This is a genomic window from Nocardia sp. NPDC058640, assembly GCF_042716995.1.
Taxonomy (GTDB): domain Bacteria; phylum Actinomycetota; class Actinomycetes; order Mycobacteriales; family Mycobacteriaceae; genus Nocardia.
Genome location: NZ_JBHXRG010000001.1, coordinates 430450 through 447592, shown reverse-complemented (window position 1 = coordinate 447592; position 17143 = coordinate 430450). Strand labels below are relative to the sequence as shown.

Sequence of the window (17143 nt, the reverse complement as noted above, 5' to 3'; positions counted from 1 at the left end):
AACCTTGGGTTACTGTGCGAAACCATGAGCAAACGGTTGCTGCTGTCAGCTGTTTTCCGACTCGTCGGATCGGTGATCGTCGGCGTGATCGTCGGGTTGGTGGTCGGGCTCGGACACGAGGCGCCGCTGGGCATTCTGGCCGGAATCGCTTCGGCGGCAACAGTTTTCGTTATCGCCGGGTGGATCGTGCTGTGGCCGATGAATCCGGAGGAGACCAAGAAGCTGGCCCGGCGCGAAGACTTCCAGCCCTTCATCGAGGAACTGTCGGTGGTCGCCGCGGCGCTGAGCGGGCTGGTCGGCATCGTGGTGGTGCTGGTCCTGCGGCACTCCAACGCGACCAATATCGCCGCGGCCGTCGCGCTGGGCGGGGTGTTCATGGCCTGGGGTTCGGTGCACCTGATGTACGCCGCGCGCTACGCCTACATCTACTACGAGGCGCCCACCGGCGGTATCGACTTCAACATCTCCGAAGATCCGGACTACCGCGACTTCTTCTATTTCAGCTACAACCTCGGCATGACGTACCAGGTCTCCGACACCAACGTGTCCAACGAGACCATCCGCGCGGTGGTCCTTCGACACTGCCTGCTGTCCTACATTTTCGGCACGGTCATCCTCGCCACCACGATCAATCTCGTGGCGGGTCTGGCCACCAACTGACGTGTGATCGAGCGCGCCGATCAACCGATCGGCAACCCGTGTTGATCGCAGCCCTCACAGTGAGCAGAGTCATGGGATGAGCAGAGTCACCGCACGGCGCAAGACGACCCGACTGTCGCCGACCGGGCGGATCCAGCGACCTGACACGCTCGCGGTCGAAGAGCCGCTCGAGATCCGGGTCGACGGGCAGTCGCTGTCGGTCACCATGCGCACTCCGGGCGACGACATCGACCTGGTGCACGGGTTCCTGTTCGGCGAGGACATCATCGGCAACGTCGACGACATCGTCAGCGCCCGGTACTGCGCGGGCACCGACGACCAGGGACGCAACACCTACAACGTCCTCGACATCGCGCGGCGAACCCCGGCCCCGATCCACACCCGCAACTTCCTCACCACCGGCGCGTGCGGACTGTGTGGCAAAACCGCCCTGGACGAAGTGCGCACCCACACCCGGTACCCCATCCCGCACGAGTCGGTGTCGATCAGCACCGACACCCTCGCCGACCTGCCCAAACAGTTGCGCGCCGGGCAGAAACTGTTCGACGTCACCGGCGGGCTGCACGCGGCAGGCCTGTTCACCGCCGACGGCACCCTGCTCGCGCTGCGCGAGGACATCGGCCGCCACAACGCCGTGGACAAGGTGATCGGCTGGGCGGTGCGCGAAAACCGGGTTCCCGCACACGATCTGGTGCTGGTGGTGAGCAGCCGCGCGTCGTTCGAACTGGTGCAGAAGGCGGTGATGGCCGGGATCCCGATCCTGGCCGCGGTGTCGGCCCCGAGCTCGCTGGCGGTGGACCTGGCGGCGGAGTCCGACCTCACCCTGGTGGGGTTCCTGCGCGGCGAAACGATGAATATCTATACCGGCGAACATCGTTTGACCTGAGGGTTCTGTGTTCGAAGTGGGCGTTGGAGCATATGTCGCAGTACGGTAACGGGACGGGCTGCCAGCGTCGAACGCCCGGGGGAGTTTACGAACAAAGATGCTTCACAAAACGAACATTGGTCGACGTCACCGTGGCCGGGTGGCACTGTCCGCGTTGCTGGGCGTGGTCGCGCTGGTCGGCGCGGGCTGCGGCACCGAGCCGAAGGCCGCGCCGCCCCCGGTGACAACCACGACCTCGGTCGCCGTCGACCCCGGTCCCGTGAGCGGGAACTACTCCATCGCGGTACCCGGCAGCCTGGCCGCGGATTTCACTGCGCTACAACCCAGTCTGCGCGGCAATGCGGGACTGGCGATCATGCCGGTCGGCGGCTCGAAGATGGTCACCTTCGGCAACTGGACCACCGGCCCGGCCTGGTCAACGATCAAGGTGCCCATGGCCATCGCGGCCCTGCGCAACAGCTCCGCCTACTCGTCGTACGCCTCCGCCGCGATCACCGCGTCGGACAACGGTGCGGCCGACTCGCTGTGGGCGTCACTGGGCAGCGGCACCGACGCGGCCAAGGCGGTGGAGGGCGTGTTGCGCGAAGGCGGCGACACCCGCACCACCGTGCCGTCCACCCGCACCCGCACCGATGCGTCGGTGTACGGGCAGGCCGAATGGGCGCTGGCCGACCAGGTGCGGTTCGCCTCGCAACTGCCGTGCCTGCCGCAGAGCGAGCGGGTGGTCGGGCTGATGCAGCAGATCATCGTCAGTCACCACTGGGGCCTGGGCGCGTTCGGCAGCGCCGAGTTCAAGGGCGGTTGGGGTCCCGACACCTCGGGCAAGTACCTGGTCCGGCAGTTCGGCCTGATCGACTCGCCCACCGGCCGGATCGCGATCGCCTTCGCCGCACAACCGGATTCGGGCAGTTTCACCGACGGCATGGCCATGCTCGACAAGATGGCCACCCTGATCTCGGGCCATCTGGACGAGCTCGCCGGAGGTCACTGCCCCTGATCGGCACCGGTGCGGCAAGATGAACGCCATGCGCATCGGAGTCTTGACCGGAGGCGGGGATTGTCCAGGTCTGAACGCGGTGATCCGGGCTGTGGTCCGCACCGCGAACGGACGCTACGGCGATGCCATCGTCGGCTTCGAGGACGGGTGGCGCGGGCTGCTCGAGGATCGAAAGATCCGCATCCACAACGATGATCGCACCGACCGCCTGCTCACCAAGGGCGGCACGATGCTGGGCACCGCGCGCACCAATCCCGAAGTGCTGCGCGAAGGTCTGCCCCGCATCATGCGGACCCTGGACGACAACGGCATCGAGGCGCTGATCCCGATCGGCGGCGAAGGCACCCTCACCGCCGCGAGCTGGCTGGCAGACGAGGGCGTGCCGGTGGTCGGCGTGCCCAAGACCATCGACAACGACATCGACTGCACCGACGTCACTTTCGGCCACGACACCGCCCTGTCGATCGCCACCGAGGCCATCGACCGCCTGCACACCACCGCCGAATCGCACCAGCGCGTGATGCTGGTGGAGGTGATGGGCCGCCACGCCGGCTGGATCGCGCTGAACTCCGGCATCGCCGCGGGCGCGCACCTGACCCTGGTGCCCGAGGAACCGTTCGACGTGGCGCAGGTGTGCGCGATGATCAAGAGCCGCTTCCAGCGCGGCGACAAGAGCTTCATCTGCGTGGTCGCCGAGGGCGCGCATCCGGCCGAGGATTCGGGATTCGCCCTGCGCGAGGGCGGGATCGACGAATTCGGGCACGAGCGGTTCACCGGGGTGGCACAGCAGTTGGGGTCGGAGATCGAACGCCGCATCGGCAAGGAAGTCCGCACCACAGTGCTGGGTCATATCCAACGCGGCGGCAGCCCGACCCCGTACGACCGGATCTTGGCCACGCGGTTCGGGGTGCATGCCGCCGAGGCCGTGCACGCTGGGCATTTCGGTCAGATGGTGGCCCTGCACGGCACCAAGATCGGACTGGTTCCGTTGGCGGAGGCGACCAAGCAGCTCAAACGTGTTCCGCCGGAACGACTGCGTGAGGCGTCGGCCTTCTTCGGCTGAGATCTGCGCGGTTCGCGGTTTTTGTCGGTGGGCGTGCGTACCGTTGATTCATGCGCACCGGTGCAGTGGTCGTTTCGGTTCTGTTCGTCGTCGCCGCGTTGGTGACGGGATGTTCGTCCGCGCCTGAACCCGCCGCTCCCGTGGCGGTGGAAAGTGGTGCGCGGCCGCAAGATCCGAAACCGCCGTACCCGTATCGCAGCGAGGACGTCACCTACCGCAACGGTGACATCACCATCGCGGGCACCCTCACCGAACCCGAAGGCAGCGGGCCGTTTCCGGCGATGTTGCTGATCACCGGCAGTGGGCCGCAGGATCGCAACGAGGATCTCAGCGGGCACCGGCCGTTCTTACTGTTGGCCGACACGTTCACGCGGGCGGGGTACGCGGTGTTGCGTACCGATGATCGTGGGGTCGGCGGGACCAGTGGGGTGCTCGACGAGGCCACCTATCCCGATCTCGCCGCCGATGCCGCCGCGGGGGTCCAATTCCTGCGTGGCCGTGCGGAAATCGACCCGGAGCGGGTGGGGCTGTTCGGGCACAGTGAGGGTGGGTATCTCGCGCCGCTGGTCGCTGCCGGGCCCGAGAGCAATGTCGCGTTCGCCGTGCTGATGGCGGGGCCGTCGGTTCCCGGTGCTGACGTGTTGATCGAGCAGAACAAAGTGGTCATGGCCTCGGCGGGCGCACCGCAGGCCGATATCGACGCGCAGGTGCGCTTTCTCACCGAGTGGACGGCGCTGCTGAACGCGGGTGACACCGCGGGCGCCAAGGCGTTCTCGCAGCAGCACAACGATTCGCTGCCAGAGGGTCAGCGACTGCCGCAACCGTTGCTGGATTCGTTGAACGCCCCGTACATGACCGCCCTGCTCACCTACGACCCGAAACCGGCGCTGGAAGCCTTACGGATCCCGGTGCTCGCCTTCTTCGGCGGCACCGACATGCAGGTGATCGCCACCCAGAACGAACCACCGATGCGCGCCGCGTTAGCCGGTGATCCCGACGCGACCGTGCACACTTTCCCCGGTCTCAACCACCTGATGCAGCCGTCGCAAAGCGGTAAGCCCAGCGAGTACGCGACCATCGAGACCACCATCGACCCGGCCGTGCTGACCTATGTCACCGACTGGCTGAAGCAGCAGGTGCCCCCGCGCTGAGGACCACCGGCAGAACTCGTCGGTGGGCTTACATAGACTGTCTGACCATGAGCGCACCCACGGTCGAGTTGATGGATTACACCGACGTCCTCTCCCGGTACGAGCCCGTGCTCGGCATGGAGGTCCACGTCGAGTTGTCCACCGCGACCAAGATGTTCTGCGGTTGCCCCACCGAGTTCGGCGCCGAACCCAACACCCAGGTGTGCCCGGTGTGCCTTGGCCTGCCCGGCTCGCTGCCCGTGGTGAACGAGAAGGCCATCGAATCGGCCATCCGGATCGGTCTCGCGCTGAACTGTTCGATCACCCCGTGGGGCCGGTTCGCGCGCAAGAACTACTTCTACCCCGATCAGCCGAAGAACTACCAGATCAGCCAGTACGACGAGCCGATCGCCACCGAGGGCTACCTCGACGTGACTCTCGACGACGGGTCCATCTTCCGCGTGGAGATCGAGCGCGCGCACATGGAGGAAGACACCGGCAAGTCCCTGCACGTGGGCGGCGCGACCGGTCGCATCCACGGTGCCAGCCACTCGCTGCTGGACTTCAACCGCGCCGGTGTGCCGCTGATCGAGATCGTCACCAAGACCATCACCGGTGCCGGTGAGCGCGCCCCCGAGGTGGCGCGCGCGTATGTCACCGCGCTGCGTGAGGTGTTGCGGTCGCTGAACGTGTCCGACGTGAAGATGGAGCAGGGTTCGCTGCGCTGCGACGCCAACGTGTCGCTGATGCCGATCGGCGCGAAGGAGTTCGGCACCCGCACCGAGACCAAGAACGTGAACTCGCTGCGCAGCGTCGAGGTCGCGGTGCGCTACGAGATGCGTCGTCAGGCCGCGGTCCTGGCCGCCGGTGGCGAGATCATCCAGGAGACCCGCCACTTCCAGGAGGCCGACGGCTCCACCGCCGCCGGTCGCCGCAAGGAAACCGCCGAGGACTACCGGTACTTCCCCGAACCCGACCTCGAGCCGGTGGCCCCCGCCGCGGAGTGGGTCGAGGAACTGCGCGGCACCATCCCGGAGTACCCGTGGCTGGTGCGCGCCCGCATCCAGGCCGACTGGGGCCTGTCCGACGAGGTCATGCGCGACCTGGTCAACGCCGGTGCCCTTGACCTGATCATCGCCACCGTCGAGGCCGGTGCCCCCGCCAACGAGGCCCGCTCGTGGTGGGTGGCCTACCTGACCGAGAAGGCCAAGGAACGCGACATCGCCCTCGCCGACCTGCCGATCACCCCCGCTCAGGTCGCCGCGGTGATCGGTTTGGTGGAGGCCAAGACGGTCAACAACAAGGTCGCCAAGCAGGTTGTCGACTTCGTGCTCGCCGGTGAGGGAGAACCCGCCGCCATCGTCGAGGCCAAGGGTCTCGGCATGGTCAGCGATGACACCGCGCTGCAGGCCGAGGTCGAGAAGGCCCTCGAGGCGAACCCCGACATCGCCGAGAAGATCCGCTCGGGCAAGGTGCAGGCTGCGGGCAAGATCGTCGGCGACGTCATGAAGGCCACGCGCGGTCAGGCCGACGCGGCCCGCGTGCGCGACCTGGTCATCGCCGCCTGCAGCTAGGCACGAAAACCCGGCCGCCCGTTCTGCTTTCGCAGAGCGGGCGGCCGTTTCGTACCCCTAGTCCGGGCCGCCCGCGCCACCCTGCGGCGGTGGGATGCGCACGACGCGGTCGTCGAATTCGCCGGGCTCGCCGTCGGTTTTGTTGGTGGTGGTCACCCAGATGCTGCCGTCGGCGCTGGCGGTGGCGCCCAGCAGTTTGCCGTACTTGTCCTGGGCGATCAGGGTCGGTGCGGTGGTGACCGCGAAGGTGGTCGGGTCGGCGGCGACCGCGGCCAGCGCCTTTCCTTCGCTCAGCGCGATACCGACGCCCTCGCCGGTGGCCGTGCAGCCGCCGACGCCGGGTCGGTCGGGCCAGGTCCAGGACACGGTGAGGGTGCCGTCGGTGCCCAGGTGCTGCAGGCGGTCCTCGGCGGCGGTGCGGTCGGTGACCCACATGCCGTCCTTGCCGTCACGGCAGATGTCACCGGCCGTGCCGATCCCCGACGCCACCACCTGCGGGGTGTTCTCGCCCGACGAAGGTGATTCCAGCCGAAGCAGTTTGCCGCCCAGCGAGCCGGGATCGGTTGCGGCGCCGGGGTTTCCGGCATCGCCGGTGAGCACCATCAACTGGGTGGGCGAAGACCATTCCAACGCACCACGATTTCCATTGGCGCCCTTGGGAATTCCGGTGAGAATCGGCTTCGGCGCACCGTCCTTGGACAGGCGCACGACCCGGTTGTCGCTGCCGGTGGTGATGTAGGCGTACATCAGCCCGTCCTCGCCGAACGTCGGCGACAGCACGATATCGGACAGCCCACCGTCGCTCGACCCGTCCACGGGCACGCTGGTGATCTCCACCGGCGTCGGCTGCGGGGTGCTCGCGTCCACGGCGGTGACCTGCAGAATCCGCCCGGTCTTGCGTTCGGCCACCAGCGCGCCCTCGCCGACGCCGATCAGCCCGGCACCCGATTCCATGCAGGTGGCGATGACGTTGGGGTCGGGGTCGATGCACGGTCCGGTCGGCCGCGGCGCCTTCGACGGATCCTCCTGCGGCTTCTTCGGTTCCGCACCCGACCCACCCAGTTGCGGTTCGGTGGTGAACGGACTCGACGCCGACTCGTCGAAACGGGCGCACCCGGCGATCAAAACGGTGCCGATAGCCACCCCGACTGCCACGCGGCCCGCGATTCCCGAACTCATGTCCCAGACGTTACCGGCACCGGTGCGGGCCGGGCACGCCCGTCGCGTCCGAAGGCCGCCGATCGGTCGAGTGGGGCTGACACGCTGAGGAAGCGTTGGGGCACGCACCGCGACGACCCGTCATAGGGTGGTCCGGTGACCGACAAGTCGAAGGACATTCCGAACGCCGATGATTCGGCGCGGGCCGGACAGGGCGCAGCGGCGGCTGGTCGCCCGGTGACCAGCCCGTTCGATTCGCCGACGGGGCAGATGCGCAAGCCGAATCCGAAGGATATTCCGCGCACCGACGAGGACCTGGGCCTCGACCCCGGCGACGAGGTACCCGGCGCATCCACCGCCCATACCGGCCGTGACAGCGCCGGCGAAGATTACGGGTACGCGACGATTCCGCCCGCGACCGCCACCTCCGCGGAAGCCGTGCGCCTGCAGCGCCGCAACCGCGAAGCCCGCCGCGGCACCCTGGATCTTGGCCTGTTCGTGCTGCGACTGGTGGTCGGCTACACGTTCATCTACCACGGCCTGCAGAAGCTGACCGGCTGGTTCCACGGGCCCGGCTTGGACGGCACCAAGCTCATGATGGAAAGCGGCGGCTGGGATTATCCGTCGCTGGCGACCGCGCTGGTGATCGCCGGTGAACTCGGCGGCGGCATCCTGCTGGTCGTCGGCCTGGCCACTCCGCTGGCCGCGGGCGCGGTGCTCGCCACGATCCTGAACGCGTGGATGTGGAAGCAGGGCATGGTCCCCGGTTTCCAGTACAACGCGGGCACTCCCACGGGCGTCGAGCTCGACAGCGTTCTGGCCGGCGCGACCCTGGCGATCATCCTGACCGGCCCCGGGCGCTGGTCCTTCGACCGCACCCGAGGCTGGGCCACCCGGCCCGCCTACGGTTCGTTCGTGGTGGTCCTGCTGGCAGTGGCAGCCGCCATCGCAACCTTCTGGTTCCTGCACGGCGGCAACCCGTTGCAGGGCGTGGGCCCCTTCGACGCCAAGAGCTGACCTAGGGCCGCGGCGGTGCGGGTTCGGCCAGATGTGTGGTCATCGCGACATGCACATCGGCCAGGAAGGCCTCGAACCGCCGCAGTTCCTCGGGGGCGTACTTCCCCATTACCGTCTCTTCCACCCTTGTGCCGAGTGGGCCGAAGAAGTCGTTGGCGAGTTCGAGAATGTGCGGGGTGCTGCGCAGGGTGATCACCCTGCGGTCCTCGTGTTCGCGGCTGCGGACGACGTGACCGGCCTGCTCGAGGCGATTCAGTAGTGCGGTGGTCGCGCTGTTGGACAACGAGATCCGTTCACTGAGCCGTGCCGGCGACAGCGTGGTCCCGCGTTCCTCGGCGGTGAGAATCTCGATCAGCGCCTCGGCATCGGTGGAGTGCAACCCGAGCCAGGTGGCGAACCGGCGGGTGAATTCTCGATAGTTCGCGCCGTACGCGCGCAGACCCTCGTGGAGTCGTTCGTACTGGGCGCGAGCGTCCGACTGGCTCATGGGTTCCTTTCGCATCGTTTGACATCCTATTGCCCCCAATATACTTTTACCGTGGAATTATTCCACCATGGAAATAGGAGTGTGCGATGAGTCAAGAGTCGTCCCTTCGCCGATGGCTCGGCTTGATCGCCATAGCCCTCGGCGTCGCGCTGATCGTGGTCGACACCACGATCGTGAACGTGATCATCCCGTCGATCATCGGTGACCTGAACACGGGTTCCACCCAGGCGCAATGGATTCAGGAGTCCTACGCGATCGTGTTCGCGGCGCTGCTGCTGGTGGTCGGCCGGGTCGCCGACATGGTCGGAGCGCGTCGAGTGTTCGTGGCCGGTGTCGTGGTGTTCGGCGCGACCAGCATCCTGGCCGGGCTCGCCCCCAACGGCGAACTGCTGGTCATCGCCCGATTCCTGCAGGGTGCGGGCGCGGCGATGATCCTGCCGACGTCGCTGGCCCTGCTCAACGCCACCTTCACCGGCAAAGCCCGTGGTCAGGCGTTCGCGGTCTGGGGTTCCACCATCGGTGCCGCCGCCGCGCTCGGCCCGCTGCTGGGTGGTTGGCTGGCCGAACATGTGACATGGCGTTGGGCCTTCGGCATCAATGTGCCCCTGGCCGTGCTGATCGTGGTCGGCGTCATGGCGTGCATCGCGCCGTCGCCGAAGATCGCCGGACGCCTCGACGTGGTCGGCTCGATCCTGTCGGTGCTGGGTCTGGGACTGCTCGCCTTCGGACTCGTCGAAGGTCGCACCTACGGCTGGATCACCACCACCCATCCGATGGGGATCGCCGGATTCACTTGGGGCAGTGGACCTTCGCCGGTGCTGGTCGCGCTGCTGCTCAGCGTGCTGGCGCTGGGCGGGTTCGTCTTCCGGCAGGTGCTGCTTCGCCGCAACGGCAACGCCGACAAGGCGCTGATGGACCTGAGCCTGTTCTCGCTGGCCTCGTTCCGCAACGGCAATATCGCCACCCTGATCATCGGCCTCGGCGAGTTCGGCGTCGTCGCGGTGCTGCCGCTGTGGATGCAGTTCACCCTCGGCTACAGCGCCCTGCAGGCCGGCCTGGCCCTGGTCCCGATCGCCATCGGCAGCTTCATCGCCAGCGGCGCCAGCTTCGGCCTGGCAGGCAAGGCATCCCCGCTGAACATGGTGCGCCTGGGTCTGGGCCTCGAGGTCGTCGGCCTGGCCGCCCTCGGCTTCTTCGCCGCCACCGACAGTTCCTGGTGGTCGATCGCCCTGGTCCTGTGCGTATACGGCGTCGGCGTCGGTTTCGCCACCGCCCAGGTGACCAACGTCGTGCTGGCCGACATCCCCGAAGCCGACAACGGCCAAGCCTCCGGCATTCAAAGCGCCTTCCGCCAACTGGGCTCGGCCCTTGGCATCGCCCTACTCACCACGGTCTTCTTCACCACGTTGAGCTCCAACGTCGACAAGGACCTGACCGCAACAGGCATGCCCGCCGCCCAATCCCAGCAATACGCCCACGCCATCACCGGCAGCGCAGGCGCGGCAATCGAAACCTTTGCCGCCCAACCGGATACACAACAGGTAGCCACCGCAGGAAAATCCGCCATGACCACCGGCGTCAACCTCGGCGCCTACCTGGCCGCGGCCTTCGTCCTACTCGGCCTGATCGCCACCGCCCTGATCCCCTCCCGAACGGGCCGTGACGACGAGTCATCAACTACGACAGCACAACCCGCACTCGTTTGACATAAGAAGTCTGGTCCCGCCGGCGCAACTCCGGCGAGACCAGACTTGCGTCTATATCACGTGTAGCATATATCATAGGTGGCATGACACTGTTCGACTTGGAAGTCGAACCCGAGGTCCGGGCATGGTTGGAGTCACTGAGTGATGAACACTACGGTCGAGCGAGATATCGAGCGGAGATGCTGGCGGAACAGGCAGATACGTTAGGCGAGCCGTATGCGCGGCATCTCGGTGGCAAGGTGCGAGAGCTGCGGTTCAGTCTTGATGGCCGAGCGGTCCGAGTCACCTATTGGCTCGCTCCGCGGCGACGCGTTGTTCTGCTTACTGTCTTCTACAAGACTCGGCAGCGAGAATCAGGCGAGGTTGCCAGAGCGCTGCAGGCGCAAAAAGAGTGCGAGGCCGATCATGGTCACGCGCTGGATATTTTTGAGAGAGAGGTCTGACATGGGCGAGAACCAGCATGTCAGGTGGGATATCAGTCAGGGACCGCCACGGGACGAATCGATGGTCCGGGCAGGTTACGAGGCAGAGAAGCGGGCGGTCGAACTAGGTCGGGCCGTTCGTGAGCGGCGGGTCGAGCTCGGTATTTCGCAGACCGAACTCGCTCGTCGAGCGGGAACCAGCCAGGCCGCGATCTCACGTCTCGAGGCCGGCGAGCATGTGCCGACATTGACTCTGCTCGATCGGCTCGCGGCCGCGCTGGGCGCCACCGTCGACGTATCGTTCACCAGCGCCGCCTGAAGTAGCGGGCCGGTTCGACGAAAGAGCGCGCCGCCAGTCGCATCAACGACTGGTGGCGCGCTCGTGTCCGGCGGAGATTCGAGTAGCGGCGGCTACGGCACGTGCCGAACGGCACCCTTGTCGGCCGACGTTGCCAGGGCCGCGTAGGCGCGCAGGGCGGTGGTGACCGTGCGGTCGCGGTTCAGCGGCTTCCAGGGGCGTTCGGAGGCTTCCATCTTCGCGCGGCGTTCGGCCAGGACCTCGTCGGAGACAAGGACTTCCAGTGCGCGGGTGTGCACGTCGATGCGGATGCGGTCGCCGTTTTCGATCAGGCCGATCGCACCACCCGAGGCGGCCTCGGGGGAGATGTGGCCGATCGACAGGCCCGAGGTGCCGCCGGAGAAGCGGCCGTCGGTGATCAGCGCGCACACCTTGCCGAGGCCAAGGCCCTTGAGGAACGAGGTCGGGTGCAGCATTTCCTGCATGCCGGGGCCGCCCGCGGGGCCCTCGTAGCGGATGACGACCACGTCGCCGGGCTGGATCTTCTTGCTCAGGATCATCGTCACCGCGTCCTCCTGGGACTCGACCACCACGGCCGGGCCTTCGAAGGTGAACAGGTCTTCGTCGATGCCCGCGGTCTTGAGGATCGCGCCGTCGGGGGCGATGTTGCCGCGCAGCACGCACAGCCCGCCTTCGACGGTGTAGGCGTTGGCGATGTCGCGGATGCAACCACCGGCGGCGTCGGTGTCCAGCGACGACCAGCGGTTGCTGGTGGAGAACGGCTCGACCGTGCGCACGCCACCGGGGGCAGCGTGGAACAGTTCGAGTGCTTCGTCGGAAGCCTTGCCCGAGCGCACATCCCAGGTGTCGAGGTATTCCTCGAAGGACGCGGTGTGCACGGTGGTCACGTCGGTTTCGAGCAGGCCGCCGCGACGCAGTTCACCGAGGATGGCGGGAATGCCACCGGCGCGGTGCACGTCTTCCATGTGGTAATCGGAGTTGGGGGAGACCTTCGACAGGCACGGCACCTTGCGGCTGATGTCGTCGATGTCCTGCAGGTCGAAGTCGATCTCACCCTCCTGCGCGGCCGCGAGGGTGTGCAGCACGGTGTTGGTGGAACCGCCCATGGCCACGTCCAGGGCCATCGCGTTGCGGAAAGCCTTGGCGTTGGCCACGTTTCGCGGCAGCACCGAGGCGTCGTCGTCCTGGTACCAGCGCTTGGCGATGTCCACGATCACGGTGCCGGCGCGCTCGAACAGCGCACGACGGGCGGAATGGGTGGCCAGCGTCGAACCGTTGCCGGGCAGCGCGAGACCCAGCGCTTCGGTCAGGCAGTTCATCGAGTTGGCGGTGAACATGCCCGAACACGAACCGCAGGTGGGACACGCGGCCTGTTCGACTTCGCTCAGGCCTTCCTCGGACACGATCTGGCTGGCGCTGGCGGAGATCGCGGTGATCAAGTCGGTGGGCGCCTGCGCGACACCGTTGACGACCACGGCCTTACCGGCCTCCATCGGCCCGCCGGACACGAACACCGCGGGGATGTTCAACCGCATCGCGGCGTTGAGCATGCCGGGCGTGATCTTGTCGCAGTTGGAGATGCACACCAGCGCGTCGGCGGTGTGCGCGTTGGCCATGTACTCCACCGAGTCGGCGATGATCTCGCGCGAAGGCAGCGAGTACAGCATGCCGCCGTGACCCATCGCGATGCCGTCGTCGACCGCGATCGTGTGGAACTCGCGCGGCACACCACCCGCGGCGCGCACGCCTTCGGCGACGATGTCGCCCATGTCCTTGAGGTGCACGTGACCGGGAACGAACTGCGTGTACGAGTTCGCGATCGCGATGATCGGCTTACCGAAATCGGAGTCGGTCATGCCGGTCGCGCGCCACAGCGAGCGTGCGCCCGCTGCGTTGCGGCCGATGGTGGTTGTGCGTGAGCGAAGCGGTGGCATGCGAAGTCCTTGGGGGGCTGACCTGCGGGTTGACGGAGTCCGGCAACCTTCCACAGTACTGCGCGGCCTTGGTGGGCGTCGCGCCGGTGGTCGGAGTGCCGGTGATTGCAGCGGGGCGGAAGCGGAGGTATCGCTTCGAAGGGTGTCGCCGCGGTCGTGCCGTCGGCGCGGGGGTGCCCGTCGCCGTCAGCCTACCTGGATGAACAGTCGCGCGACCGCGCCGATTCCTGATGTGGTGGATATCGCCTAGTCGGTGGCGGCCGACTCGTCGATGACGTCGGCTTCGGCGCGTTCGGCCTCCTCGCGAGCCTTGCGCGCCGCTTCGATCTGGGCGGCTTCGGCGGAGGCGAACACGTCGGGCAGTCGACCGCCGGACGCGTCGATCAGCTCGCGCAACCGGTCATAACCGACACCGGGCAGCGTCACTTCGGCGTCATCGGTGAGCCGGGCGCGCACATACCCGCGCTTGGGAATGGTGATGCCCTTGATCTGCGACCAGTCCAGGTGCTTGCGACGCACCATCGAACTCAGATCGAGCCCGGACGCGGACACGGTCGTGTGCGTGCGAGTCACCCACCACGCCGCGATCACCGGCAGCAGCAGCAACGGCCACAGCAGCGCAGGCCACCCCACGAACGGGAAGAACACGCAGAACGCCAGCACCAGCACGCCGATGTAGGCCAGCTTGGGCACGCCGATCACGTGCACACCCGGCGTGGGCGTGTTGGTCTTGCGCGGCACGAGCAACCACACGATCACCGCGGTGGGCACGACCATCCCGACCAGGGTGCCCAGCGACCAGTCCTGCACGGTGCCCACGACAACGAAGGTCAGGTACGCCAGTACCACTGCGCCGATGGCGGCGAGCCGTCCCGGCGACGCCGAGCGCAGGCCACCGGGTCGCGACGGGCGACCCGTCTGGGTTCCCTCGTCGGTGGTGTGGGACGATTCAGACGGTGGCACGGACTGATGCGGTGAGGACACCCTCCCATCCTCGCATCTCGGTACACGGACCCACGCAACCACTCGAGTCCCACAGAATGGGACCGGAGCGGTAAGCCTGTTTGACTCGACGCAGTACGCGCGCCTAACGTCGTACGTGTGATTCGAAACGAGCTCGTAATTCGCCCGGCGCGTCCAGCGTCGAGCCTGACTTTCTAGTCGAAATACGTCAGCTCGCGTTTGCGACGCGCCACCCTCGAACAGCCATGCGCTGGGCGGGGGCTTTTTTGTGTTCGGGCGAATGCCAGTGGCCCAGTCGGGTCAGTCCGAGTCAGAACCAGACAGTGAGGAACGAAGACGGTGAGTGCACCAACCGCACGACCCGGGCCATCGGCCCGCAGGTCAACGCCTTCCGCTACCCCCGCGGGTAGCCCGGCGACCAACCCCGCCCGTCGTCAGGTCGCGCCCGAGCGCGTCACCGGCGCCCAGTCCGTGGTCCGGTCGCTGGAAGAGCTCGACGTCGACACGGTATTCGGCATTCCCGGCGGCGCGGTCCTTCCTGTCTACGACCCGCTGTTCGATTCCGAGAAGGTCCGGCACGTGCTGGTCCGGCACGAGCAGGGCGCCGGTCACGCGGCCACCGGTTACGCGCAGGCCTCGGGCAAGGTCGGTGTGTGTATGGCCACATCCGGCCCCGGCGCCACCAACCTGGTGACGCCGCTGGCCGACGCGCAGATGGACTCGGTCCCGATCGTGGCGATCACCGGTCAGGTCCCGTCGAGCCTGGTGGGCACCGACGCGTTCCAGGAAGCCGACATCTCCGGCATCACCATGCCGATCACCAAGCACAACTTCCTGGTGAAAGACCCCGCCGACATCCCGCGCACCCTGGCCGAGGCGTTCTACCTCGCTGCCTCGGGTCGCCCCGGTGCCGTGCTGGTCGACATCACCAAGGACGCCCTGCAGGCGCAGACCACGTTCTCGTGGCCGCCGGAGATGCGGCTGCCCGGCTACCGTCCGGTCACCAAGCCGCACGGCAAGCAGGTGCGCGAGGCCGCGCGACTGATCCTCGAGGCCAAGCAGCCCGTGCTGTACGTGGGCGGCGGCGTGATCAAGTCCGACGCCTCGGCCGAACTGCTGGAACTGGCCGAACTCACCGGCATCCCGGTCGTCACGACCCTGATGGCGCGGGGCGCGTTCCCCGACAGCCACACCCTGAACATGGGCATGCCCGGTATGCACGGCACCGTCGGCGCTGTCGCCGCGCTGCAGCGTTCGGACCTGCTGATCACCCTCGGTGCCCGTTTCGACGACCGCGTCACCGGTCAGCTGGACTCCTTCGCCCCCGACGCGAAGGTCATCCACGCCGACATCGACCCGGCCGAGATCGGCAAGAACCGGCACGCGCACGTCCCGATCGTGGGCGACGCGCGGGAGGTCATCGTCGAGCTGATCGAAACCCTCAAGGCCGACCCGCAGTCCGGCGCCGCGCCGCTGCTCGAGCTGGGCCCGTGGTGGACCTACCTCAGCGGCATCCGCGACAACTACCCGCTGGGTTGGAAGACCCCCTCCGACGGTTCGGTCTCGCCGGAGTACGTCATCGAGACCCTGGGTCGTCTTGCGGGCCCCGACGCGATCTACTGCGCCGGCGTCGGCCAGCACCAGATGTGGGCCGCGCAGTTCATCAAGTACGAGAACCCGCGCACCTGGCTCAACTCGGGCGGTCTGGGCACCATGGGTTACGCGGTTCCCGCGGCCATGGGCGCCAAGATGGGCGCGCCGGACAAGGAAGTCTGGGCGGTCGACGGTGACGGTTGCTTCCAGATGACCAACCAGGAACTGGCTACCTGTGCGATCGAGGGCGTGCCGATCAAGGTCGCCCTGATCAACAACGGCAACCTGGGCATGGTCCGTCAGTGGCAGACCCTGTTCTACGAAAAGCGTTACTCCAACACGGATTTGGGCACGCACACCCTGCGCATCCCCGACTTCGTGAAGCTGGCCGAGGCGCTGGGTTGCGTCGGCATCCGCGTGGAGAAGGAGTCCGAGGTCGAGGACGCGATCCGTCAGGCCCAGGCCATCACCGACCGCCCGGTCGTCATCGACTTCATCGTCGGCAAGGACGCCCAGGTGTGGCCGATGGTCGCCGCGGGCACCAGCAACGACGAGATCATGTTCGCCCGCGGTATCCGTCCGCTGTTCGACGAGGACGAGTCGGTCTCCGAACCGGCCGTCATCCACGAAGCGATGGAACGCGAGCAGGCCGCATTCGAGAAGGGCGCCGACGAATGAGCACCACCCACACTCTGAGCGTTCTCGTCGAGGACAAGCCCGGTGTGCTGGCACGTGTCGCGAGCCTGTTCTCGCGCCGTGGCTTCAATATCGAATCCCTGGCCGTGGGCGGCACCGAGATTCCCGAGATCTCGCGCATGACGATCGTCGTCACCGTCGACGATCTGCCCCTCGAGCAGGTCACCAAGCAGCTCAACAAGCTGATCAACGTCATCAAGATCGTGGAGCAGGACGCCGACGCCTCGGTGGCCCGCGAGCTGATCCTGGTGAAGGTGCGCGCCGACGCGTCGGTGCGCACGCAGGTGATCGAGGCCGTGCAGTTGTTCCGCGCCAAGGTGATCGACGTGTCGCCCGACGCGCTGACCATCGAGGCCACCGGCACCCGTTCCAAGCTCGACGCGCTGCTGCGCATGGTCGAGCCGTACGGCATCCGCGAGATCGTGCAGTCCGGTGTCGTGGCTGTCGGCCGCGGCCCGAAGTCCATCACCGCGACCCGCTGACTTCCACTCAGCAACCCCCGCGATAAATTTTCCTAACCATCATTTTCAGAAGGGAC

16 protein-coding genes are annotated in these 17143 nt (G+C 67.0%); 12 read left to right on the top strand and 4 right to left on the bottom strand.

Annotation, left to right across the window (positions count from 1 at the left end; all coding sequences use genetic code 11):
• Nucleotides 1–24: 24 nt before the first annotated feature.
• The 6 genes from ACFWU5_RS02215 (at nt 25) to gatB (ending at nt 6310) form a co-directional block, all read left to right on the top strand.
• Nucleotides 25–660 carry a DUF1345 domain-containing protein gene (locus ACFWU5_RS02215; RefSeq protein ID WP_379265856.1) on the top strand — a complete coding sequence of 212 codons (636 nt, stop codon included), beginning with the start codon at nt 25–27 and terminating at the stop codon, nt 658–660.
• A 76-nt stretch (nt 661–736) separates the two neighbouring features.
• Nucleotides 737–1546 (top strand): formate dehydrogenase accessory sulfurtransferase FdhD, encoded by an 810-nt coding sequence (gene fdhD / locus ACFWU5_RS02210; protein ID WP_379265855.1) that lies wholly within the window; start codon nt 737–739, stop codon nt 1544–1546.
• Between the two features lie 139 nt (nt 1547–1685).
• Nucleotides 1686–2543 (top strand): hypothetical protein, encoded by an 858-nt coding sequence (locus ACFWU5_RS02205; protein WP_379265854.1) that lies wholly within the window; start codon nt 1686–1688, stop codon nt 2541–2543.
• Nucleotides 2544–2571: 28 nt separating this feature from the next.
• A complete protein-coding gene (locus ACFWU5_RS02200) occupies nt 2572–3606 on the top strand; it encodes an ATP-dependent 6-phosphofructokinase (protein WP_379240543.1) in 1035 nt (344 codons plus the stop codon).
• Nucleotides 3607–3656: 50 nt separating this feature from the next.
• On the top strand, nt 3657–4757 hold the full coding sequence (locus ACFWU5_RS02195; protein WP_379265853.1) for an alpha/beta hydrolase family protein: 1101 nt from the start codon (nt 3657–3659) through the stop codon (nt 4755–4757).
• 47 nt (nt 4758–4804) lie between these two features.
• Nucleotides 4805–6310, top strand: coding sequence for an Asp-tRNA(Asn)/Glu-tRNA(Gln) amidotransferase subunit GatB (gatB, locus tag ACFWU5_RS02190; protein WP_379265852.1), 1506 nt, complete (start codon nt 4805–4807; stop codon nt 6308–6310).
• Between the two features lie 57 nt (nt 6311–6367).
• Here the strand turns inward: gatB and ACFWU5_RS02185 are convergent, their stop codons facing one another.
• The gene (locus ACFWU5_RS02185) at nt 6368–7489 is read right to left on the bottom strand and encodes a PQQ-dependent sugar dehydrogenase (protein ID WP_379265851.1); all 1122 of its coding nucleotides are present in this window, start codon (nt 7487–7489) and stop codon (nt 6368–6370) included.
• 135 nt (nt 7490–7624) lie between these two features.
• On the opposite strand from ACFWU5_RS02185, the gene ACFWU5_RS02180 reads away from it, so the two are divergent.
• Nucleotides 7625–8485, top strand: coding sequence for a DoxX family protein (locus tag ACFWU5_RS02180; protein ID WP_379265850.1), 861 nt, complete (start codon nt 7625–7627; stop codon nt 8483–8485).
• 1 nt (nt 8486) lies between these two features.
• Here ACFWU5_RS02180 and ACFWU5_RS02175 read toward each other — a convergent pair whose 3' ends face one another.
• Nucleotides 8487–8972, bottom strand: a complete 486-nt coding sequence (locus ACFWU5_RS02175; protein ID WP_379265849.1) for a MarR family winged helix-turn-helix transcriptional regulator — start codon at nt 8970–8972, stop codon at nt 8487–8489.
• A gap of 86 nt (nt 8973–9058) precedes the next feature.
• On the opposite strand from ACFWU5_RS02175, the gene ACFWU5_RS02170 reads away from it, so the two are divergent.
• The 3 genes from ACFWU5_RS02170 (at nt 9059) to ACFWU5_RS02160 (ending at nt 11419) form a co-directional block, all read left to right on the top strand.
• Nucleotides 9059–10678: a DHA2 family efflux MFS transporter permease subunit gene (locus ACFWU5_RS02170; protein WP_379265848.1), complete on the top strand. Its 1620-nt coding sequence runs from the start codon at nt 9059–9061 to the stop codon at nt 10676–10678.
• 83 nt (nt 10679–10761) lie between these two features.
• On the top strand, nt 10762–11121 hold the full coding sequence (locus ACFWU5_RS02165) for a type II toxin-antitoxin system RelE/ParE family toxin (protein ID WP_379265847.1): 360 nt from the start codon (nt 10762–10764) through the stop codon (nt 11119–11121).
• Between the two features lie 61 nt (nt 11122–11182).
• A complete protein-coding gene (locus tag ACFWU5_RS02160; protein WP_379265846.1) occupies nt 11183–11419 on the top strand; it encodes a helix-turn-helix transcriptional regulator in 237 nt (78 codons plus the stop codon).
• Nucleotides 11420–11511: 92 nt separating this feature from the next.
• Here the strand turns inward: ACFWU5_RS02160 and ilvD are convergent, their stop codons facing one another.
• Both ilvD and ACFWU5_RS02150 read right to left on the bottom strand, forming a co-directional pair.
• On the bottom strand, nt 11512–13353 hold the full coding sequence (ilvD, locus tag ACFWU5_RS02155; protein WP_379265845.1) for a dihydroxy-acid dehydratase: 1842 nt from the start codon (nt 13351–13353) through the stop codon (nt 11512–11514).
• Between the two features lie 246 nt (nt 13354–13599).
• Entirely contained in the window at nt 13600–14337 is a 738-nt protein-coding gene (locus tag ACFWU5_RS02150) for a PH domain-containing protein (protein ID WP_379265844.1), read from the bottom strand.
• Nucleotides 14338–14655: 318 nt separating this feature from the next.
• Between ACFWU5_RS02150 and ACFWU5_RS02145 the strand changes: the two genes are divergently transcribed.
• Both ACFWU5_RS02145 and ilvN read left to right on the top strand, forming a co-directional pair.
• Entirely contained in the window at nt 14656–16587 is a 1932-nt protein-coding gene (locus ACFWU5_RS02145) for an acetolactate synthase large subunit (protein WP_379265843.1), read from the top strand.
• A complete protein-coding gene (gene ilvN / locus ACFWU5_RS02140; RefSeq protein ID WP_019048314.1) occupies nt 16584–17087 on the top strand; it encodes an acetolactate synthase small subunit in 504 nt (167 codons plus the stop codon). The genes ACFWU5_RS02145 and ilvN overlap by 4 nt, the downstream gene beginning before the upstream one ends.
• The last annotated feature ends 56 nt before the right edge of the window (nt 17088–17143 follow it).

Coding starts and splice junctions, on each gene's coding strand:
- ACFWU5_RS02195 (WP_379265853.1), top strand. CDS start 3,657: ATGCGCACCGGTGCAGTGGTCGTTTCGGTTCTGTTCGTCGTCGCCGCG.
- ACFWU5_RS02160 (WP_379265846.1), top strand. CDS start 11,183: ATGGTCCGGGCAGGTTACGAGGCAGAGAAGCGGGCGGTCGAACTAGGT.
- fdhD (WP_379265855.1), top strand. CDS start 737: ATGAGCAGAGTCACCGCACGGCGCAAGACGACCCGACTGTCGCCGACC.
- ACFWU5_RS02170 (WP_379265848.1), top strand. CDS start 9,059: ATGAGTCAAGAGTCGTCCCTTCGCCGATGGCTCGGCTTGATCGCCATA.
- gatB (WP_379265852.1), top strand. CDS start 4,805: ATGAGCGCACCCACGGTCGAGTTGATGGATTACACCGACGTCCTCTCC.
- ACFWU5_RS02200 (WP_379240543.1), top strand. CDS start 2,572: ATGCGCATCGGAGTCTTGACCGGAGGCGGGGATTGTCCAGGTCTGAAC.
- ilvD (WP_379265845.1), bottom strand. CDS start 13,353: ATGCCACCGCTTCGCTCACGCACAACCACCATCGGCCGCAACGCAGCG.
- ACFWU5_RS02215 (WP_379265856.1), top strand. CDS start 25: ATGAGCAAACGGTTGCTGCTGTCAGCTGTTTTCCGACTCGTCGGATCG.
- ACFWU5_RS02165 (WP_379265847.1), top strand. CDS start 10,762: ATGACACTGTTCGACTTGGAAGTCGAACCCGAGGTCCGGGCATGGTTG.
- ilvN (WP_019048314.1), top strand. CDS start 16,584: ATGAGCACCACCCACACTCTGAGCGTTCTCGTCGAGGACAAGCCCGGT.
- ACFWU5_RS02185 (WP_379265851.1), bottom strand. CDS start 7,489: ATGAGTTCGGGAATCGCGGGCCGCGTGGCAGTCGGGGTGGCTATCGGC.
- ACFWU5_RS02175 (WP_379265849.1), bottom strand. CDS start 8,972: ATGAGCCAGTCGGACGCTCGCGCCCAGTACGAACGACTCCACGAGGGT.